The following is an 18,461-nucleotide window of genomic DNA, read 5'->3' as shown; positions in this document are numbered from 1 at the left end:
TGATTAAAAGTCTAAACCGCCTTCGCGAGCACCTTCAGCCAAAGATTTGATACGGCCATGGTATAAGTACCCATTACGGTCAAAAACTACTTTATTAATACCTGCTGCTAATGCTTTCTCAGCAACCAATTTACCTACAGCTTTAGACTGATCAACTTTGTTACCAGATGCAACAAATTCTTTTGATAAGCTAGATGCAGCAACTAATGTCTTACCTGCATTGTCATCAATGATTTGAGCATAGATACCTTTGTTACTTCTAAAAACCGATAAACGTGGACGTTCAGACGTTCCAGCAAGGTTTTTTCTGATTCCTTTTTTGATTCTCTCTCTACGAGATGCTTTTTGTCCTGCCATGATTATTATTTTTTAGCTGATTTACCTGCTTTTCTTCTCAACACTTCACCTTCAAACTTGATACCTTTTCCTTTGTAAGGTTCTGGTTTACGGAAGCCGCGGATTTTAGCCGCTACCTGACCGATCAATTGTTTGTCAGCACATTCTAAAGTGATTGTAGGGTTTTTACCTTTTTCAGCAGTAGTTGATACTTTAACTTCTTTTGGCAATACAAAAACAATCTGGTGAGAGAAACCTAACGTTAACTCTAATACATTACCAGTACTTGAAGCACGGTAACCTACACCGACTAACTCTTGAGTAGTTTTGTAACCTTCAGTCACACCTTGAACCATGTTGTTCAACAGGGAACGGTATAGACCGTGTAATGCTTTGTGTTTCTTTTGATCAGTTGGACGTGTTACAACAACATTGCCTTCTTCTTGAGCAATAGTGATGTCACGGTCAACCTGTTGTGTTAATTCGCCTTTAGGACCTTTTACTGTAACTAAGTTTTTGTCCGAAATAGTTACAGTTACCCCAGCAGGGATAGCGATAGGCGCTTTTCCAATTCTTGACATTTCTTTGTGCTTTTACCTAGATTAATAAACGTAACATAAAACTTCACCACCAACATTTTGAAGTCTAGCTTCTTTATCTGTCATTACACCTTTAGATGTTGACAAGATAGCAATACCTAAACCATTCAAAACACGAGGCATAGTATCAACGCTTGCATACTTTCTTAAACCAGGTTTACTCACACGTGTCAACGTACGAATAGCCGGAATTTTGCTAATTGGATTATATTTCAATGCGATTTTGATCGTACCCTGTACGCCATTCTCATCGAATTTGTAATTAGCAATGTAACCTTTATCAAAAAGAACTTTAGTGATTTCTTTTTTTAGGTTCGATGCAGGAATTTCAACAACCCTGTGGTTGGCCTTGATGGCATTCCTTACTCGTGTAAGGTAATCCGCAATTGGATCTGTAGTCATTATATATGAAATTGTGACAGCGGTTTCCCTCCCAACCATTGGTATGGGACCTGCTATCTGTTAAAAATTTAAAATGCAAAAACCCCGGCAATCCTCAGTTGAATTGCCCGGGCAAAATTAAGTATTTTTTTTTAATTACCAAGAAGCTTTTTTCACCCCTGGGATCTTGCCATCTAAAGCCATCTCACGGAAAGTTACACGGGAGATACCAAATTGACGCATATATCCTTTAGGACGGCCAGTCAATTTACAACGGTTGTGTAAACGTACTGGAGAAGCATTTTTAGGTAATTTATCTAACGCAACGTAATCGCCAGCAGCTTTTAATTCTGCACGTTTTGCCGCATATTTAGCTACCAATTTAGCGCGTTTTACTTCGCGTGCTTTTAATCCTTCTTTAGCCATTGTTATTAGTATTTTGATTTTTAAATGGTAAACCGAATTGCTTCAACAATTCTAAAGCTTCAACATCATTCTTTGCAGAAGTCACAAAAGTGATATCCATACCTTGAATCTTATTGATTTTGTCAATGTTGATCTCAGGGAAAATGATTTGTTCAGTGATACCTAAGTTATAGTTACCATGACCATCGAAACCTTTATCGTTGATACCGCGGAAGTCACGAATACGTGGAAGCGATACTGCCACCAAACGATCCAAGAATTCAAACATGTTGTTGTCACGTAAAGTAACACGTGCACCAACTGGCATACCTTTACGCAATTTGAAGTTTGAAATATCCTTTTTCGATTTTGTAGCAACGGCTTGTTGACCTGTGATTAAAGTCAATTCAGCGATAGCATTATCGATTAATTTTTTATCAGCTGTAGCAGCTCCTACGCCTTGTGAAACAACAATTTTCTCAAGTTTAGGAACTTGCATAACACTTTTATACTGAAATTTTTCTTGAAGTGCTTTACGGATTTCCTCCGCATATTTCACTTTTAATCTTGGTACGTAAGTCATTATTTAATTTCCTCCCCTGATTTTTTAGCGTAACGAACTAATTTACCATCTGCATTTAACTTACGTCCTACACGTGTAGTTTCACCTGTTTTAGGATCGATAACAGCTAAATTAGAGATGTGAATACCAGCTTCTTTCTCAATGATACCACCATTAGGATTAGCTGCACTTGGTTTAGTGTGTTTTTTTACGATGTTAGCGCCTTCAACGATAGCTCTATTTTTATCCACTAAAACAGTCAATACTTTTCCTTGAACACCTTTAGAGTTACCAGCGATAACTTTCACTAAATCACCTTTTTTAATTTTGATTTTGTGCGTAGTTGTTTTTGTTTTCTGTGCCATAATTATAAAACCTCCGGTGCTAATGATACAATTTTCATGAACTGTTTCTCACGCAATTCTCTGGCAACAGGGCCAAAGATACGTGAGCCACGTGGCTCATCATTATTATTTAATAATACAGCGGCGTTATCATCAAAACGGATATAAGAACCATCTTTACGACGGATTTCTTTTTTCGTTCTTACCACCACTGCTTTAGAAACGGAACCTTTTTTCACGTTTCCTGAAGGCATAGCGCTTTTCACCGATACAACAATCTTATCTCCGATTGATGCATAACGCTTGCGCGTACCGCCCAATACACGGATTACTAAAACTTCTTTAGCACCGCTATTGTCAGCTACATTAAGTCTTGATTCTTGTTGTACCATGTTATTTAGCTCTTTCTATAATTTCAACTAATCTCCAGTTTTTTGTTTTACTCAGCGGACGAGTTTCCATGATTAATACCGTATCGCCGATACCGCAGGTATTAGTTTCGTCATGAGCTTTAAATTTAGTAGTTTTTTTAACGAACTTACCATAGATAGGGTGTTTCACTTTACGTTCCACACTTACCACAATAGACTTGTCCATTTTGTTGCTAACTACTAAGCCGATTCTTGTTTTTCTTAAATTTCTTTCCATTTCGACTTTAATTTTACGCCTCAGAGGCTGTTTCATTTTTAGCTGCAGCTTTGCGTGCACTGATCTCTGTATTGATACGAGCGATAGTTCTGCGAGCTGCTTTGATCACGTTAGGGTTCTCAATAGCTGAAACAGCATGTGCAAATTTCAATTTTGTAAGGGCTGCTTTCTCCTCTGCAAGACGAGCTGCTAAGTCCTCATTAGATAATTCTAAAATTTCTGAATTTTTCATGTTTTTTCAGTTGTTATTTGGGTTATCATCCGTTTATATATAGCGTTAGGGGTAACGGCCCTAACGCCTAAATGATGACATTACCAAGATTTTTATGCTTCAACGTAGTCTCTACGAATCACAAACTTAGTTTGAACCGGAAGTTTTTGAGCGGCAAGGCGTAAAGCTTCTTTGGCAATTTCCAAAGGCACACCTTCTGCTTCAAATAACATACGGCCTGGGCGTACTACTGCTACCCAGTATTCTGGAGCACCCTTACCTTTACCCATACGTACCTCTGCAGGTTTTTTCGTAACAGGTTTGTCAGGGAAAATACGAATCCAAACTTGACCTTCACGTTTCATATAACGTGTAACCGCAATACGAGCTGCCTCGATTTGACGGCTAGTGATCCATGCTTGCTCCATTGTTTTGATACCGAAAGAACCGAAAGCTAACTCCGCTCCACGAGAAGCGTTACCTTTCATGCGGCCTTTCTGCATCTTTCTGAACTTCGTTCTTTTTGGCTGTAACATGTTCGTATACTTTTTAAATCTGCTTTTTCAGCAGGTTTTTGTTGTAATCTAAATAAACTCTATTAATCTTTTTTTGGAGCGCGGTTTCCGCCACGGTTGTTTCCACCGCGGTTGTTTCCACCACGACCACCTTTACGGTTGTCACGACGATCGCCACCACCTTCGTGGTTACCACGTGATTTCACACCTGATGCTTGACCAATGTTTGGAGATAAGTCACGTTTACCGTAAACCTCACCTTTACAGATCCAAACTTTGATACCAATTTTACCATATGTAGTCAATGCTTCAGCTAAAGCGTAGTCGATATCAGCACGCAATGTGTGTAAAGGAGTTCTTCCTTCTTTGTATTGTTCAGTACGCGCCATTTCAGCACCACCTAAACGACCAGAACACATGATTTTGATACCTTCTGCACCCATACGCATGGTAGAAGCGATTGAAGTTTTCATTGCACGACGGAATGAAATACGCGCCTCTAATTGTTTAGCGACACCTTCAGCTACTAACTTAGCATCTAACTCAGGGCGTTTGATCTCGAAAATGTTGATTTGAACATCCTTTTTAGTCAATTTTTTCAACTCTTCTTTGATCTTGTCAACTTCTTGACCACCTTTTCCGATAACGATACCTGGACGAGCAGTATGAATTGTGACAGTGATACGTTTTAAAGTTCTTTCGATAACAACTTTAGCTACACCACCTTTTGCAATACGAACAGAAAGATATTTTCTGATTTTTTCGTCTTCAACTAATTTATCGGAATAGTTTTTACCTCCGAACCAGTTAGAATCCCAACCTTTGATGATTCCTAATCTGCTACCTATTGGATTTGCTTTTTGTCCCATTTCTCAATAAATTAGTTTTGTTCAACGTTTAATTTGCTATCAACTACCAACGTAACGTGATTTGAACGTTTACGAACTCTATATCCACGACCTTGTGGAGCTGGGCGTAATCTTTTCAATTGACGACCACCACCTACTGATACTTCTTTCACATATAGTTCGCTTTCTTCCACTGATTTACCTTCGTTTTTGGCTTCCCAGTTTTTGATTGCAGATAATAATAATTTTTCTACACGAGCAGCAGCTTCTTTGCTTGAGTGTTTAAGAATGTATAATGCATTCTCAACACGCTCACCACGAATTAAGTCTACCACCAAACGCATCTTACGAGGCGAAGTAGGGCAGTTTAATAATTTGGCATCCGAAGCTCCTCCTTGTTGAGCTTTCTCTTGCTCTTTGCGTTGTCTAATTAAGACAGACTTTTTAAGTTTTTTTGTTGCTTCCATTACCTATTATTTTTTCTTTTCTGCGTGGCCTCTGAATGTACGCGTAGGCGCGAATTCACCAAGCTTGTGACCTACCATATTTTCTGTTACATAAACAGGGATAAATTTATTCCCGTTGTGCACTGCGAAGGTATGGCCAACAAAATCAGGTGAAATCATTGATCTACGAGACCATGTTTTGATAACTGACTTTTTGTTAGTTTCATTCATAGAAAGAACTTTTCTTTCTAAGTTGTGATCGATATAAGGACCTTTTTTAATTGAACGAGCCATTATTTTTTCCTTCTCTCAATGATGTAACGATTCGATGTTTTCTTCTTGTAACGTGTTTTGAAGCCTTTAGCCAATACACCTGTACGTGAGCGTGGGTGACCTCCTGAAGTACGGCCTTCACCACCACCCATTGGGTGATCTACTGGGTTCATCGCAACACCACGAACTCTTGGACGACGACCTAACCAACGTTTGCGACCTGCTTTACCTAACACTTGGTTAGATCTTTCATGGTTCGATACTGAACCAATTGTAGCAACACAAGTCAATAAGATCATACGTGTTTCGCCTGATGGCAATTTGATGATGGCATATTTACCATCACGAGCAGACAATTGCGCATAAGTACCAGCCGAACGAGCAATTGAACCACCTTGACCAGGATTTAATTCAATGTTATGGATGATAGAACCCAATGGAATGTTTGCTAATGGTAATGTATTACCAACTTCTGGGGCAACTTTATCACCTGCAACTACAGTTTGACCAACTTGTAAACCAGCTGGAGCAATGATGTAGCGTTTTTCACCATCAGCGTAGTGCAACAAGGCAATACGAGCAGTACGATTTGGATCGTACTCGATAGTAGCTACTTTTGCAGGGATATCTTTTTTATCGCGTTTGAAATCAATTAATCGGTATACTTTTTTATGTCCCCCACCGAGATAACGCATAGTCATTTTACCGGAGTTATTACGACCACCTGATTTCTTGTTGATTTTTACTACCAACGATTTTTCAGGAACGTTTGTAGTAACATCAGAATAATCTGCGCCTATTCTGAAACGAGTACCAGGGGTAACCGGTTTGAATCTTTTAACTGCCATTTTTAATTATATAGTACTGTAAAAGTCAATAGTTTCGCCATCTTTAATCGTAATGATAGCTTTTTTATACTTAGGAGCTCTACCAGATACGAAACCTGCTTTTGTGTAACGGCTTTTCGCTTTACCTGCTACAACTGCAGTGTTTACAGCAAGAACTGTCACACCGAACATAGCTTCAACAGCTGATTTAATCTGGATTTTGTTTGCTCTGTGATCTACTTTGAAAGCATAACGGTTTAATTTTTCCGTTAAGATAGAAGCTTTCTCAGTCAAGATAGGTTTTTTGATAATTTCCATATTACTTAGCTAATGCTTCCTCCAAAGTTTTAACAGAATCTGTAGTCAACAATAATTTCGTTGCGTTCAATACATCATATGTATTTAAATCCGAAGCAACAATAACTTTTGCTTTTTTCAAGTTTCTGCTTGATAAATAAACATTTTTATCATATGCTGGCAAAACCAATAAGGTTTTCTCATCAGCAATGTTCAACGCGTTTACTAAAGCAATGTAATTTTTTGTTTTGCAAGAATCAAATTGAACTGCATCCAAAACAACTACATTGTTATCTTGAGCTTTGTAAGACAACGCTGATTTACGTGCTACTTGCTTCAATTTTTTATTCAATTTGAACGAGTAGTCACGAGGTTGAGGACCGAATATACGACCACCACCATTAAACAATGGAGATTTGATAGAGCCCGCACGAGCACCACCAGTACCTTTTTGTTTGTGTAATTTACGAGTAGAACCCGCGATTTCGTTACGTTGTTTAGATTTGTGAGTTCCTTGGCGTTGGTTCGCTAAGTATTGTTTCACATCCAAATAGATCGCGTGATCGTTAGGCTCTAACCCAAATACCGACTCAGGAAGTTGCACCTTGGCACCTGTTTCTTTACCTGATAAATTTAAAACTTTAACTTCCATCTCTACTATTTGTCTACGATTACATAAGAACCTTTAGCTCCTGGAATGGAACCACTAACAACGATAAGGTTTTGCTCAGCGTAAACTTTCAACACCTGTAAGTTTTGAACTTTAACTCTGTCACCACCTGTACGACCAGCCATGCGCATACCTTTGAATACGCGTGAAGGCCATGATGAAGCACCTAATGAACCTGGAGCACGTAACCTGTTGTGCTGACCGTGAGTCGCACCACCTACACCACCAAATCCATGACGTTTCATTACCCCTTGGAAACCTTTACCTTTTGAAGTACCGACTACATCTACGTATTCGCCTTCTTCGAAAAGTGTAACGTCAACTACGTCACCAAGTTGTTTTGCATCCGGGAAAGTTTTAAACTCTACCAACTTACGCTTAGGCGTTGTGTTTGCTTTCGCAAAATGCCCTTTTAAAGGAGCTGTCGTATTTTTCTCCTTAGCCTCATCGAAACCAAGTTGAATTGCCGAGTAGCCGTCCTTTTCTTCCGTACGTATCTGCGTAACCACGCACGGCCCAGCCTGAATCACTGTACAAGGAATATTTTTCCCTTCAGCGTTAAACAGGCTTGTCATTCCTACTTTTTTTCCAATAATACCTGACATGTTGTAAATTAATTAATTAAAAGTCCTTCGAAGCAGTAGGGCTTCGCTCAAGACATACTATCCCCATTAAGGGATTGCAAAGTTACAAACATTTTTATAACTGTCAAATAATAAGTGAATTATTTTTTATTTTCTTACGACCCCGTGTACGGTTCCATTTCTTACCTTCCTCCCGCCCGGTTTATTTCTCTGCAAAAGCACCTAATATTTTTTTTCAACTCACCCCAACTACTGCCATACTGTTGTCATAACCCCGCCTTAATTTTGGATTATCATACATTGCATGGGGCGATGTAAATTTTTCAACTTATAAATACCATAATCATGAACACAGCGATCATTTCCAGAAACGAATTACTTGAACACTGGTTAGGCCACCGAAATTTAACAAGACAAACTATTGAAAAATTCCCCGAACAAGAATTGTTCAATTATAAAGTAGAAGGCATGCGTCCTTTTGCTGATATGGTTAAAGAACTATTGGGGATTGCTGTTCCTGGTCTTCAAGAAATCGTCAGCAACAAAATTGGAGAACTTAATGAAAATTTGAATTATTCAACCAAAACTCAATTGTTACAGGCTTGGGACGAAGCTACTCCACAGATTACAGAGTTATTTAACAAGATTTCTGAAGAACGCTTCGTAGAAGAATTCAATCTATTTGGACAGTTTAAATCACCAATCATTCAAAGCATCCTTTATTTTATAGATAATGAAATCCATCATCGGGGCCAAGGCTTTGTCTATCTTCGCCTACTTGGTATACAACCTCCATTTTTCTGGGAGAGGGGCTAATATTACAACAACTAGATACTTGTTTGGGTTCATGAGAAGTACCCGACAGGTATCTTTGTCCGACAGTTTCTTTCCAGGAGAAGAGCTGACTGCATTATGCTCAGATTAAATCTGCTCCAAAGAGGATGAAAGCAATCGTTTTACTGTTCTTTTCAACGATTCTGGCTCGATAATTTTACTTCTATCTGCAAACATTAGGTACCAACGCGCAAATCCATTCTCCATATTTATACATTCAAAATGCATTTCGACAAAGGTGTCCGCAACCACTTCGCGCTGAAAGCCAAAATAATGGCGGTCCCATTCCATATATCGCGCCATCTCCCTATCTACCTGAACCACCACCTTGGTTGTTGGCATTTCGTGCTTTTTATTCAGAAAAAACGACAGTTCAGGATGGTCTTTTCCAAAATCGTCAGCGAGTATCCGGATATTGCTGATCCGGTCCAGACGAAATTGCCTGTAGTCCCTTCGGAGTTTACAAAAAGCAAGGACATACCAAAACTTACTTTCCACAAAAATACCAACGGCTTCGATCTCCCGTTTTTCAGGGGTTTTATCCGAGGGTTTGGAATAATAAATTTCCACACATTTTTTTGCGGCAATGCTTTCAATAAGTGTATGCGTTCCGTGGGTTAACTTTTCATTGAATTGATGTCGTCCTCCCCGCACCAAAAAATTATCGCCTACCAACGCAACCTGTTCCTTTTCGTTTCCTCTTAAAATAGCCTTCATTTTTAGCATCGCCGTGGTAAAATGGTGAGCAAGATTCCTGTCGGTATACTTTTCGACCAATTTCTCCGCAGCGACAAAACTCAGTGCCTCCTCCCGGCTAAATTGCAGGGGTGGCATTTTATAACCGTCAACCAGTGAATACCCATTTCCCGCTTCGCCGTAAATAGGTATTCCAGCCTGCATCAGGGAGCGGATATCCCGATAGATTGTCCGTAGGCTTACTTCATATTTTTCCGCCAGCGCAGCGGCTGTCACCACAGGCTTTGCCTGCAGGTGCATATAAATCGCAAGTATACGGTCAAATCTTTTCTGAATATCGGTCATAGGGATAAAGGTACAAGTTATTCCAATTTTTAACGAAATGATATTGATTAAAGCAATCATAACAAACAAAAAAAATCACGATCCCAATAAATCATAGAATGCAACAACACATAAGACCAAGATAGTTAAGGTCGGCAAAATCCTATCGACTCCTTTAAGTATAAGACAAGGGATCAACTAGGGATCTTACTTATATTTAATAGGGACTTTATAGGGACCTCATTCGGACCTGGTCCGGACCTCATTCGGATAAAAGCGTATAATCTCCCTATTATTACCCTGTTTTGTATCTGTTAATTTATAATAAGTTCACTCCTTGAAGTAAACTTCTCCTCAACTTGTCCGTTAAAAGAATCAAACCAGTTATAAATGAATTTGTGGCACGAATAAATAATGGAGCAGGCAATAGCCAGAGAACAGGCAAACTAGTACTGAGGCTGAAACAGCCCTTAAAAGACAGCAATTCATTGATACCGAATTGATCCTAAATTTTATAAAAACGCCTGTCTCAGAAAAATGAGACAGGCGTTTTAAAATCGATTATCTTTTCTGTTACATACAGAGCAGCAATTTTGATCAGCGGTTTCACCAAATATGGCCGCTGTTTTAGACCATTATTTACCTCTTTCTATTGAGCAAATACTACCTTTGGCACTAATAATATGACAAGCATTAATTTTTATAGTCATATGCATTATTGCTTAATCACTTTTTCACCCTTGAGCATCCGGTTATATCTGATCAATGCCTCTACGTAATAATAATCTGCATAAGTCAATGGTACATCTACCTCAGTTTTATGCGGAATAGAACCGACACTGTGTTTCAATATATAACCGCCAGCTTCTTTATAATCTGCTTTATACGGTTTAGAAGAAAGCGATTTTAACATCTGTTCAGCTTTGGAGATGTACAACTGGCTTTCACTACCCCTTGTATATTGTGCCAATTCCAGCAGTGCTGAAGCTGTAACCGCAGCAGTAGAAACATCACGGAGATCCTTTTGGTTATAATACTTACTTTCCTTGGTCAGTTTATTTTGATCCATATCCCAATACGGAATCAGGTCCTTTGGAAGATTTGGATGATTAAGGTAAAACTTAGCGATATTCCGCGCTTGCTCCAGATATTTCTTTTCACCGGTTTCGCGGTACATCATTGTGTATCCATATAATCCCCAAGCTTGTCCCCTTGCCCAGGCAGACTCATCGAATGCTCCTTGAGCTGTTTTTCTCGCGATTATACTTCCATTATCCGGATTATAATCCACCACATGATATGAACTATAGTCTTTGCGATAATGATTGGTCATGGTTGTGTTGGCATGGGTTACAGCTATATCTCTGTATCGTTTATCGCCTGTCATCTTAGAGACTTCGGTCAAAAACTCCAAATTCATCATGTTATCGATGATGACCGGATAGGTCCAAGGCTGGCCATCCCAATTCTTGCCCCCATCCCATGAGCGGATCGTTTTTGGTGCTTCATGAAAGCGTGTGGCCAAGGAAGCTGCGCCTGTACTTAAAATTTCCTTATAGGCCGCAGAATCTCCTGTCAATCGTAAAGCATTGCCAAAACTACAGTACAACATAAACCCTAGATCATGAGTTCCTTTGTTATATTTTTCTTTTTCAAGATGTTTCAATTTACGTTTTGCTTCAGCCAATAACTTTTCATCCTTGCTATATTCGTATAGATATAACACCGTACCGGGGTAAAATCCAGAACACCACCATGTCGAACCCCAATTGACATATTTACCATCTTTATATGTTGTTGGCATATCTGATTCACTGATCGAGGCAGCCAAATAGCTAATTTGTTTACGAGCATCCTCCAAATTGGAATGAACGAATTCTTTGTCAAGTCCTAGCTTGATCGATCCTAAACTTTTCTGACTGGAACAGGAAATGCCTTGCATGCCCAACCCTATGAGTAAAGCTCCTGTAATATAGTGTTGTATCTTCATTATTAGTATTGAGTATTGAGATATGAGTGTTGAGATTTTACTTATACAAGTCTAAAACTGACCAAGTACCTCTATTTTTTTTAAGTGTTGGATTATGGAATAAAGAAGTTAGTAACTGACGTAATAATCTTTCGGAAACTGTTCCGCATTCCAGCATTTCTGCGATGTCCATGGCTGTGGGGCACATGTCCAAAACTCATCCACAGCGGGTAAGCCTAACGGTAGGAACGACAACGATGCCACATACATTGATCCCGCGTTGGTATAATAGTCTGCCAAATTTGACTGTTGATCTCCGACTACCCCCATACGAAGCCATCCAGAAGGAGCAAAAGTCTTATCGATATAGATATGTTTGAGTACTGCAGTCAACGCCGCTCTTACCTGACCTTTTGAAATATCATCTGGTAATTTATTTTCGAGGGCTACAGTTGCCAAAGGCTGGAACGCGGCATTCTTATAGGTAGAAGAACGCCCCACAACCACATAGTGTCCTTCCGGAGAGATCATCCGTTCCAGATGATGCGCATAGCGCTGCATGCGTTTATAGGCGCGTTCATACATTTCTTTATATTTCCCGCCAGCGGAGATATTATGGCGTAATGATTCCACTTGCATGCAATGGATCACATAACCATTGTAATGGTCAAAGCTAAAACGTGCCCCATCACTGTACCAGCCATCGCCTACATACCATTCCTGATCAAATTTATTGACCGCATAATCAATCTTTTCTCGTGCACACTCTTCTCCTATACTATACAGGAATGTTTCGGTCATTGCCGCAAATAGCAGCCAATTACTTTCGTTAGGTTTAATTTTCCGCAGTAGTTTAAATTCTTCGACTACTCTTTTTTTGGTTACCTGATTCAATGGTTCCCATAGCGCTTTGGGTGCTCTCAGAAACGCTAAAGCTAAATGTGCTGCATCTACCAACGTTTGTGATGACGGCCCCCGCCATGTAAAATAATCCGGAGATTTTGGATCCACACCGTATTTGATACCCAATAAGACTTGATCACGTAATTTCTTACGTAGTTTCCCTTCTTCTGAATTGTCATCAGGTAAAGCCAGCCAAGGCGCCATTCCTGCCAGCAACCGACCAAAAGCCTCGAGGTAACCAACCCCCGGATCTCTACTGTCAAAAGTAGGGCTCACTTCCATCGGCATATTTTTGCGCCATTGCTGCTTACTGATATTATCCAAAATGGGGGCGGCCATCTTGTGTAAGATAGATACCCAATAGGCACGATCATTATCGTTATAGTGTAGGTTTGCGGAAGTACGATCATTAGCTTTTGATTCAATAGTCAAGGATGTTGCGAAAGCACCGAGACCAGCTCCACCTAGCAGTTTTATTAACACTCTTCTTTTCATCGAAAATGGTTTAAAGGTAGCTCTACTTAAAAACTAAGTATTACACCAAACATTAAAAATCTTTATTTTAATATAAAAAAACAAACTAAAAAGGATCAATCGCTCTAGCAAACGATTGCACGAGCGATTGATAACAGCTTCTTTACGAAAGATCGAAATATCTTTCCTTATTTCTTAATCATCCCAGCCACTGTTTTGTGTCAATGATGTGTTTCGTTCCCGTTCCACTTGTGGGATTGGCCATGTATAAAGTTGATCACCTCGCCAGTCATACGGTGAAACAACTCCTCCCCATGCCTGTTTAATACCATTTCCTGTGTAAAAGGATGTTTCTTTCAATGTTTTCCAACGCAACTCATCAAAGTAGATAACACCTTCACACATCAATTCTCGGCGGCGTTCTTCACGAATTTCTTTCCGGAGATCCTGCTCACCTATTCCTAACGGTAATTCTCCAACTTCAGCACGCTTTCTTACCTCATTTACTTTTAACACAGCTTCACCAGGCTTTTTCGATTCATTCAGTGCTTCCGCCCATAATAAAAGGATATCTGCATATCGTATCACAATATAATCATAAGCGCCTGCCTCTCTATTGGGAATACCCGGGTTAGCTCCCTCATAGACAAACTTACGCGGGTAATAGTAAAAATTAGGGACGATATCCGTCCTCAGATCAAACACACCACCAAATTCTTGCCGATATGGCCACCTAGACGTAAAGATTTGATCCGTTGCTCCATTTGCTCCTACAAAAGTAGAGTAAGGTAAAATCACATTACTTGCTAATCTAGGATCACGATCTTCATAAGCTTTCTTAAGACGTTCTTCATTACCTGTAGGCAAATACAAAGACATATCAAGCTTATTTGTAGTCCGTTTTTCAATGTTCGATATTTCAGTAGCGGTTAAATTATTCCGCAAGAAAAACACTTCCCTTTGGCCCGGTGCCATTTGATTATAGCCTGGCAAGTAATCGTCCCAATTAAACTTAGATCCATCTTTGCGTTGATAGCGGTCTGCAGCATCAGGGTGTACTAAATAAGTATTCCAATTGGATCCAAAAGCTGATCGTGATCCAAACCTGAATTGGTAATCTGAACCATATCCTGCCAAAGCGATATTTTGGATACTAAATATAATTTCAGGACTTTGCTCATTATCACCTTTAAACAGATTTGCATAATTACCAAATAAGGTATGGCCCATATTTTTGACTTGTTCAAAGTCGGCAATGGCTTTTGCCCATTCTTGCGTATACATATACACCTTACCACGGAGCGCATGTGCTGCTGATTTAGTCACTCGCCCAAACTCAGCCTTTCCTTTATCATAACGATTTGGCAATAAAGGTTCATTGATACAATCGGTCAGATCTTTAATAATCAAATCCCAGACTTCTTTTTCTGTACTCCTTGGTTTATCAACCTTATCCCATTCGATTGGTTCAGTATAAATAGGGACCCCTTTATACAGCTGATTCAATCGATAATAGTAATAGGCTCGCAGGAATTTAACTTCTGCAGTTAATTTAGCCTTTTTCTCTGCTCCCACAGGTGACACATTGGTTATCCCATAGATCGCATTATTGCTACGATGAACCCCCTCATATAAATTTTGCCAAGTGGATGAAAAGATACCTGATGAACTTGTTGCAGTCGCATTCATTAAGGTTGAATTGTCCCTTCCCTGAAGGGTAACATAGGTATCATACACATAAAGCATCTGACCGAGGCGCAAAGCTTGGTAAACACCATTTACTCCCTGATCTGTAAGATTCTCGGTCAACCACATATTATTGGTCAATACTTGCGTTTTTGGTACCGTATCCAACAAATCCTTCTGGCAAGAAGAAATCAAAGTCGTTGTACTAAACACTATTCCCAACATCACACTTCTACTCCACACATTATATTTTTTTATATTATTTTTCATGATCTCTCTCTTTTTAGAATCCAATATTCAAACCAAATGCAAATTGTTTCATTGTTGGATATTCTGCTCCAGATCCCACTTCAGGATCTAACCCAGGAAAATCAGTAAACATCAGTAGATTCTCTCCTGAGAAAAACACCCTTAAACTACGTACTTTGATTTTTTCAGTTAATCTTTTGTCAACCGTATAACCTACTTGTAGATTTCTAAGCTTTAAGAAATTTGCATTATACAACCAATAATCACTTGATTGATTATTTATATTCTCAGCAGAGGTGCCTAGTTTTAATCTTGGTAGATAGCCATTTTGATTGGTGCGCGGGTCATCGGGCACTGCCGGATTATAGAAATAGTGATTTTCCGCGACTCGTGTTGTCACTTGGTTTCCACTTATTAAAATATTGCTATTATAGCCATGGTCAGTCCAATAATACTGGCCACCTGCTTCTCCTGCCCAAATCATAGACATATCAAATCCTTTATATGAAAATCCTAAATTGAAACCGTAAATGTATTTGGGACTTGTAGACGTTCCGGTAAAATATTGATCTGCAGTATTTCCATAAATACCATCCCCATTTAAATCAGCATAAATCAAATCACCATAATACATTCTGGTCGTACCATAGCTATCACCAATTGCTTGTGAGGAAGATAAAAAGGAATAACCTGCTGCCTTCATTGCCTTTGCCCATTCATAATCCTTATCTGTTCGGATCATACCTGTTGTTGGTCCACCATTGATATCAACAGAGCCATCTGCATTAAAATAAGTTCCATTACCCTTGTACACTTGACGCAAGTAAAACTCATCTAAACGATAATCTTCAAGTCTACGATTTACCCCTCCAGTAGATACATCTCCTAAGTTAGTCTGCCAAACCATTTTTCCAGATCCATCGTCTACCATCCCTTGTATCAATTTACCTTCATATTCCGTAACCCTATTTTTATTATATGCGAAGTTGCCTCCTATATTATAATGGAAATCTCCAATATTATCCCGCCAATTCAAATTGAGCTCAAAACCATTGTTACGCATAGAAGCTTGATTATAATATGGCGGAGTAGCTGTACCGGCCGTAATCGGCATCTGCGCTGTACGAATGATATTTGAAGTTTTACGATCATATAAATTAAATTCCACAAAGGCACGACGATTTAACGTGGCAAATTCCAAACCCAATTCCTTGTTTTCAGAATCTTCCCATTGCAATACATTATTTCCAAATCGAGACAGTCTTAGACCATTAGCCTGAGCTCCATTAAAGGAATAACCTACCTGACCATACACACCATGCCATCCATATACATTCAGGTCATCCCCTCCATCATTACCCAGCTTACCCCATGAAGCCCGAAGTTTAATATCTTGCACATAAGGATTTACGGCCTTCATAAATGATTCCTTGGACAATATATACCCTAACGAAGCAGAAGGGAAAGTACCATATTTCTTACCAAGGCCAAATTTTGAAGAACCATCTCGGCGTAAACTAAATTCGGCTAAATATTTTCCATCATAGTCGTAGCTAAAGCGTCCGAAAAAGGAACGCATTGAATTGTCAGATTCGAATCCTCCAATGTTGTTCATTTCTGTTCCCGTACCAATATTTGTAATAGTGGCGTCTATCAAACCCTTTGTTGAAGCACTAAATCCTGAATCATTATAATAAAATTCATTGTGGCCAACTAGTGCACTAATCGAATGTTTATCAATTATGGTATTATAACGTAAAACATTATCAAAAGATTTTCGATAAATTTTTTCATAGGATTGTCCAGTCGTCGATTGCGCAAGATTAATAGGACTGGTGATGATATTCATAGTAGAAAAATCATACCGTGGAGCTGGATCTGACCAGCTTTTCACTTCATCAAAGCGACTCTGATAGTTAAATTTAGTCTCAAAAGTTAAACCCTTCCAAAGTTTAATATTGGCAAACAACGTTGAATTCAAACGTGTACGTTCATTGCTTCCTTTATTATCATAAAGATAGGTCAATAAGTTATTTAATTGAGAGGATTCGCCCGAACTCAGCACTGCCCCTCCAAATTTTCCATCATACATCGGATAAATTCCCGGGGTAGTTTGACGCAAATAATTATAAAGGTTCGCATCCGAAGCCATAGAGCGATCTTCTTTAACAACAAATGTCTGTGTACCAACCGTTAGAAAGTCCGTAATATCTGTTTCCAAGTTGACCCGTCCTTCATATCGTTTCATTCCCGTGTTATGCATAATACCAGGATTATCCTGTATTCTTCCAGATAGGTTATATCGGATCTTATCACTTCCCCCCAATACACTTACATTATGACTCTTAAGCCAGCCATCCTCATAAATCCAATCACCCCAATTGGTATTTGGATATGCAACGTAATTTGGTATACCCTGCGCAGTCAATCCATTTGGATCTGCGTTAGCCGCTGTCCAAGCATCAATAGCACTTTGGGTGTAAGGACCTTTTTCGCCAATATTTTCAGCCGCTTCTTGAAACAAAAGCATATGCTTCAGATAATCGCTTTGAAATACAGGTTTGACACTCGGTGTTGTACGGGAAAACAAACCTGAGTATTTTATTTGCGGAGCTTGTCCACCCTTTCCTTTTTTTGTTGTAATTAATATAACACCATTTGCTGCCCGCGCACCATATATCGCTGCAGATGAAGCATCCTTTAATACTGATATCGTTTCAATATCTTCCGGATTTACTGCATCCATTACCCCTTGAATACCGTCAATAATCACCAAAGCATCATTATTGTTCATGGTACCTGTACCACGTACGCGAATAGTTGCTCCATCACTACCAGGCTTACCATTACCGACTTTCACCTGAACACCGGCAGCGAGCCCCGACAAGGCAGAGGATACATTCGTCACAGCCCTACTCTCCAGTTTTTTCCCATCGATAGTTGCAACAGAGCCCAATAGTTTGGATTTCTTCTGTTGCCCATACCCCACGACTACAACTTCATCAATGGCTGCACTCGTTCCATCCATAGTTACATTAATGACATTGCGTCTATTAACGGCAACTTCTTGATTTTGGTAACCGATATAAGAAACGACAATTGTTGCATTAGGGCTCACTGAAAATGAATAGGTACCGGTACCATTTGTAGAAGTAGAAACACTTCCACCCTTTTCTCGAATCGTTACACCCGCTAAAGGTGCTCCTTGACTGTCTGTAATCCGCCCTGTAATCGAAATTTTCTGCTGTGCCATAGTTGCACCTACAGTAAACATCATCATAGCAGACAGTCCAACTTTGTAAAACTTTGCCATACTTTAGGAAATTAGTTTTATAATAAAAATTGGTTGTTTATTAAGCCAAAGATGGGTCTATAACCAA

General features: G+C 39.4%; 23 protein-coding genes. 1 reads left to right on the top strand and 22 read right to left on the bottom strand.

Annotated features, from left to right (window positions below):
• Positions 1–3: 3 nt before the first annotated feature.
• From rplR to rplC, 17 genes are all read right to left on the bottom strand, one after another.
• Positions 4–357, bottom strand: a complete 354-nt coding sequence (gene rplR, locus HX021_RS14775) for a 50S ribosomal protein L18 (RefSeq protein ID WP_046674878.1) — start codon at positions 355–357, stop codon at positions 4–6.
• 5 nt (positions 358–362) lie between these two features.
• Positions 363–917, bottom strand: coding sequence for a 50S ribosomal protein L6 (rplF, locus tag HX021_RS14770; RefSeq protein WP_286591198.1), 555 nt, complete (start codon positions 915–917; stop codon positions 363–365).
• Positions 918–938: 21 nt separating this feature from the next.
• The gene (gene rpsH / locus HX021_RS14765; protein WP_046674876.1) at positions 939–1,337 is read right to left on the bottom strand and encodes a 30S ribosomal protein S8; all 399 of its coding nucleotides are present in this window, start codon (positions 1,335–1,337) and stop codon (positions 939–941) included.
• Positions 1,338–1,472: 135 nt separating this feature from the next.
• Positions 1,473–1,742: a 30S ribosomal protein S14 gene (gene rpsN, locus HX021_RS14760; protein WP_028071569.1), complete on the bottom strand. Its 270-nt coding sequence runs from the start codon at positions 1,740–1,742 to the stop codon at positions 1,473–1,475.
• Complete coding sequence (gene rplE, locus HX021_RS14755; protein WP_286591197.1) at positions 1,735–2,304, bottom strand: 50S ribosomal protein L5; 570 nt, start codon at positions 2,302–2,304, stop codon at positions 1,735–1,737. Before rplE ends, rpsN begins: the two co-directional genes overlap by 8 nt.
• Positions 2,304–2,648, bottom strand: a complete 345-nt coding sequence (gene rplX, locus HX021_RS14750; RefSeq protein ID WP_077438118.1) for a 50S ribosomal protein L24 — start codon at positions 2,646–2,648, stop codon at positions 2,304–2,306. Before rplX ends, rplE begins: the two co-directional genes overlap by 1 nt.
• Before the next feature lie 2 nt (positions 2,649–2,650).
• The gene (rplN, locus tag HX021_RS14745) at positions 2,651–3,019 is read right to left on the bottom strand and encodes a 50S ribosomal protein L14 (protein WP_104385212.1); all 369 of its coding nucleotides are present in this window, start codon (positions 3,017–3,019) and stop codon (positions 2,651–2,653) included.
• Position 3,020: 1 nt separating this feature from the next.
• Positions 3,021–3,275: a 30S ribosomal protein S17 gene (rpsQ, locus tag HX021_RS14740; RefSeq protein WP_046674872.1), complete on the bottom strand. Its 255-nt coding sequence runs from the start codon at positions 3,273–3,275 to the stop codon at positions 3,021–3,023.
• A gap of 13 nt (positions 3,276–3,288) precedes the next feature.
• The gene (gene rpmC / locus HX021_RS14735) at positions 3,289–3,507 is read right to left on the bottom strand and encodes a 50S ribosomal protein L29 (RefSeq protein ID WP_286591196.1); all 219 of its coding nucleotides are present in this window, start codon (positions 3,505–3,507) and stop codon (positions 3,289–3,291) included.
• Between the two features lie 92 nt (positions 3,508–3,599).
• Entirely contained in the window at positions 3,600–4,022 is a 423-nt protein-coding gene (rplP, locus tag HX021_RS14730) for a 50S ribosomal protein L16 (RefSeq protein ID WP_046674870.1), read from the bottom strand.
• Positions 4,023–4,084: 62 nt separating this feature from the next.
• Positions 4,085–4,870, bottom strand: a complete 786-nt coding sequence (gene rpsC / locus HX021_RS14725) for a 30S ribosomal protein S3 (protein WP_286591194.1) — start codon at positions 4,868–4,870, stop codon at positions 4,085–4,087.
• An 11-nt stretch (positions 4,871–4,881) separates the two neighbouring features.
• Positions 4,882–5,316, bottom strand: a complete 435-nt coding sequence (gene rplV, locus HX021_RS14720) for a 50S ribosomal protein L22 (RefSeq protein ID WP_286591193.1) — start codon at positions 5,314–5,316, stop codon at positions 4,882–4,884.
• 6 nt (positions 5,317–5,322) lie between these two features.
• Positions 5,323–5,589 (bottom strand): 30S ribosomal protein S19, encoded by a 267-nt coding sequence (rpsS, locus tag HX021_RS14715; protein ID WP_002997495.1) that lies wholly within the window; start codon positions 5,587–5,589, stop codon positions 5,323–5,325.
• Complete coding sequence (gene rplB / locus HX021_RS14710; RefSeq protein ID WP_077438122.1) at positions 5,589–6,416, bottom strand: 50S ribosomal protein L2; 828 nt, start codon at positions 6,414–6,416, stop codon at positions 5,589–5,591. The genes rpsS and rplB overlap by 1 nt, the downstream gene beginning before the upstream one ends.
• Positions 6,417–6,422: 6 nt before the next feature.
• The gene (gene rplW, locus HX021_RS14705) at positions 6,423–6,713 is read right to left on the bottom strand and encodes a 50S ribosomal protein L23 (RefSeq protein ID WP_077438123.1); all 291 of its coding nucleotides are present in this window, start codon (positions 6,711–6,713) and stop codon (positions 6,423–6,425) included.
• A gap of 1 nt (position 6,714) precedes the next feature.
• The gene (rplD, locus tag HX021_RS14700) at positions 6,715–7,344 is read right to left on the bottom strand and encodes a 50S ribosomal protein L4 (RefSeq protein WP_286591187.1); all 630 of its coding nucleotides are present in this window, start codon (positions 7,342–7,344) and stop codon (positions 6,715–6,717) included.
• A 5-nt stretch (positions 7,345–7,349) separates the two neighbouring features.
• The gene (gene rplC, locus HX021_RS14695; protein WP_286591186.1) at positions 7,350–7,967 is read right to left on the bottom strand and encodes a 50S ribosomal protein L3; all 618 of its coding nucleotides are present in this window, start codon (positions 7,965–7,967) and stop codon (positions 7,350–7,352) included.
• A 324-nt stretch (positions 7,968–8,291) separates the two neighbouring features.
• On the opposite strand from rplC, the gene HX021_RS14690 reads away from it, so the two are divergent.
• The gene (locus HX021_RS14690) at positions 8,292–8,762 is read left to right on the top strand and encodes a DinB family protein (protein WP_286591185.1); all 471 of its coding nucleotides are present in this window, start codon (positions 8,292–8,294) and stop codon (positions 8,760–8,762) included.
• Between the two features lie 105 nt (positions 8,763–8,867).
• Here HX021_RS14690 and HX021_RS14685 read toward each other — a convergent pair whose 3' ends face one another.
• The 5 genes from HX021_RS14685 to HX021_RS14665 form a co-directional block, all read right to left on the bottom strand.
• Complete coding sequence (locus HX021_RS14685; RefSeq protein WP_286591184.1) at positions 8,868–9,821, bottom strand: helix-turn-helix transcriptional regulator; 954 nt, start codon at positions 9,819–9,821, stop codon at positions 8,868–8,870.
• Positions 9,822–10,515: 694 nt separating this feature from the next.
• Positions 10,516–11,790: a glycoside hydrolase family 88 protein gene (locus HX021_RS14680; RefSeq protein ID WP_286591183.1), complete on the bottom strand. Its 1,275-nt coding sequence runs from the start codon at positions 11,788–11,790 to the stop codon at positions 10,516–10,518.
• 108 nt (positions 11,791–11,898) lie between these two features.
• Positions 11,899–13,167 carry a DUF2264 domain-containing protein gene (locus tag HX021_RS14675; RefSeq protein WP_286591182.1) on the bottom strand — a complete coding sequence of 423 codons (1,269 nt, stop codon included), beginning with the start codon at positions 13,165–13,167 and terminating at the stop codon, positions 11,899–11,901.
• A gap of 174 nt (positions 13,168–13,341) precedes the next feature.
• Positions 13,342–15,102 carry a RagB/SusD family nutrient uptake outer membrane protein gene (locus tag HX021_RS14670; protein WP_286591181.1) on the bottom strand — a complete coding sequence of 587 codons (1,761 nt, stop codon included), beginning with the start codon at positions 15,100–15,102 and terminating at the stop codon, positions 13,342–13,344.
• Positions 15,103–15,115: 13 nt separating this feature from the next.
• Entirely contained in the window at positions 15,116–18,394 is a 3,279-nt protein-coding gene (locus HX021_RS14665; RefSeq protein ID WP_286591180.1) for a SusC/RagA family TonB-linked outer membrane protein, read from the bottom strand.
• Positions 18,395–18,461: the final 67 nt, after the last annotated feature.

Source organism: Sphingobacterium sp. N143, from assembly GCF_030325625.1.
Lineage (GTDB): Bacteria > Bacteroidota > Bacteroidia > Sphingobacteriales > Sphingobacteriaceae > Sphingobacterium.
Note: the sequence above shows the minus strand (reverse complement) of the source record. Positions and strands in the feature narration are given on the sequence as shown.

Excerpts from the sequence above, each read along its gene's own strand:
- HX021_RS14670 (WP_286591181.1), bottom strand. The coding sequence starts at position 15,102 with ATGAAAAATAATATAAAAAAATATAATGTGTGGAGTAGAAGTGTGATG.
- rpsQ (WP_046674872.1), bottom strand. The coding sequence starts at position 3,275 with ATGGAAAGAAATTTAAGAAAAACAAGAATCGGCTTAGTAGTTAGCAAC.
- rpsC (WP_286591194.1), bottom strand. The coding sequence starts at position 4,870 with ATGGGACAAAAAGCAAATCCAATAGGTAGCAGATTAGGAATCATCAAA.
- rplW (WP_077438123.1), bottom strand. The coding sequence starts at position 6,713 with ATGGAAATTATCAAAAAACCTATCTTGACTGAGAAAGCTTCTATCTTA.
- rplV (WP_286591193.1), bottom strand. The coding sequence starts at position 5,316 with ATGGAAGCAACAAAAAAACTTAAAAAGTCTGTCTTAATTAGACAACGC.
- rplD (WP_286591187.1), bottom strand. The coding sequence starts at position 7,344 with ATGGAAGTTAAAGTTTTAAATTTATCAGGTAAAGAAACAGGTGCCAAG.
- rplP (WP_046674870.1), bottom strand. The coding sequence starts at position 4,022 with ATGTTACAGCCAAAAAGAACGAAGTTCAGAAAGATGCAGAAAGGCCGC.
- rplX (WP_077438118.1), bottom strand. The coding sequence starts at position 2,648 with ATGGCACAGAAAACAAAAACAACTACGCACAAAATCAAAATTAAAAAA.
- rplE (WP_286591197.1), bottom strand. The coding sequence starts at position 2,304 with ATGACTTACGTACCAAGATTAAAAGTGAAATATGCGGAGGAAATCCGT.
- HX021_RS14685 (WP_286591184.1), bottom strand. The coding sequence starts at position 9,821 with ATGACCGATATTCAGAAAAGATTTGACCGTATACTTGCGATTTATATG.
- HX021_RS14680 (WP_286591183.1), bottom strand. The coding sequence starts at position 11,790 with ATGAAGATACAACACTATATTACAGGAGCTTTACTCATAGGGTTGGGC.
- rpsH (WP_046674876.1), bottom strand. The coding sequence starts at position 1,337 with ATGACTACAGATCCAATTGCGGATTACCTTACACGAGTAAGGAATGCC.
- rplF (WP_286591198.1), bottom strand. The coding sequence starts at position 917 with ATGTCAAGAATTGGAAAAGCGCCTATCGCTATCCCTGCTGGGGTAACT.
- rpsS (WP_002997495.1), bottom strand. The coding sequence starts at position 5,589 with ATGGCTCGTTCAATTAAAAAAGGTCCTTATATCGATCACAACTTAGAA.
- rplB (WP_077438122.1), bottom strand. The coding sequence starts at position 6,416 with ATGGCAGTTAAAAGATTCAAACCGGTTACCCCTGGTACTCGTTTCAGA.
- rplC (WP_286591186.1), bottom strand. The coding sequence starts at position 7,967 with ATGTCAGGTATTATTGGAAAAAAAGTAGGAATGACAAGCCTGTTTAAC.
- rplN (WP_104385212.1), bottom strand. The coding sequence starts at position 3,019 with ATGGTACAACAAGAATCAAGACTTAATGTAGCTGACAATAGCGGTGCT.
- rpmC (WP_286591196.1), bottom strand. The coding sequence starts at position 3,507 with ATGAAAAATTCAGAAATTTTAGAATTATCTAATGAGGACTTAGCAGCT.
- HX021_RS14690 (WP_286591185.1), top strand. The coding sequence starts at position 8,292 with ATGAACACAGCGATCATTTCCAGAAACGAATTACTTGAACACTGGTTA.
- HX021_RS14675 (WP_286591182.1), bottom strand. The coding sequence starts at position 13,167 with ATGAAAAGAAGAGTGTTAATAAAACTGCTAGGTGGAGCTGGTCTCGGT.
- rpsN (WP_028071569.1), bottom strand. The coding sequence starts at position 1,742 with ATGGCTAAAGAAGGATTAAAAGCACGCGAAGTAAAACGCGCTAAATTG.
- rplR (WP_046674878.1), bottom strand. The coding sequence starts at position 357 with ATGGCAGGACAAAAAGCATCTCGTAGAGAGAGAATCAAAAAAGGAATC.
- HX021_RS14665 (WP_286591180.1), bottom strand. The coding sequence starts at position 18,394 with ATGGCAAAGTTTTACAAAGTTGGACTGTCTGCTATGATGATGTTTACT.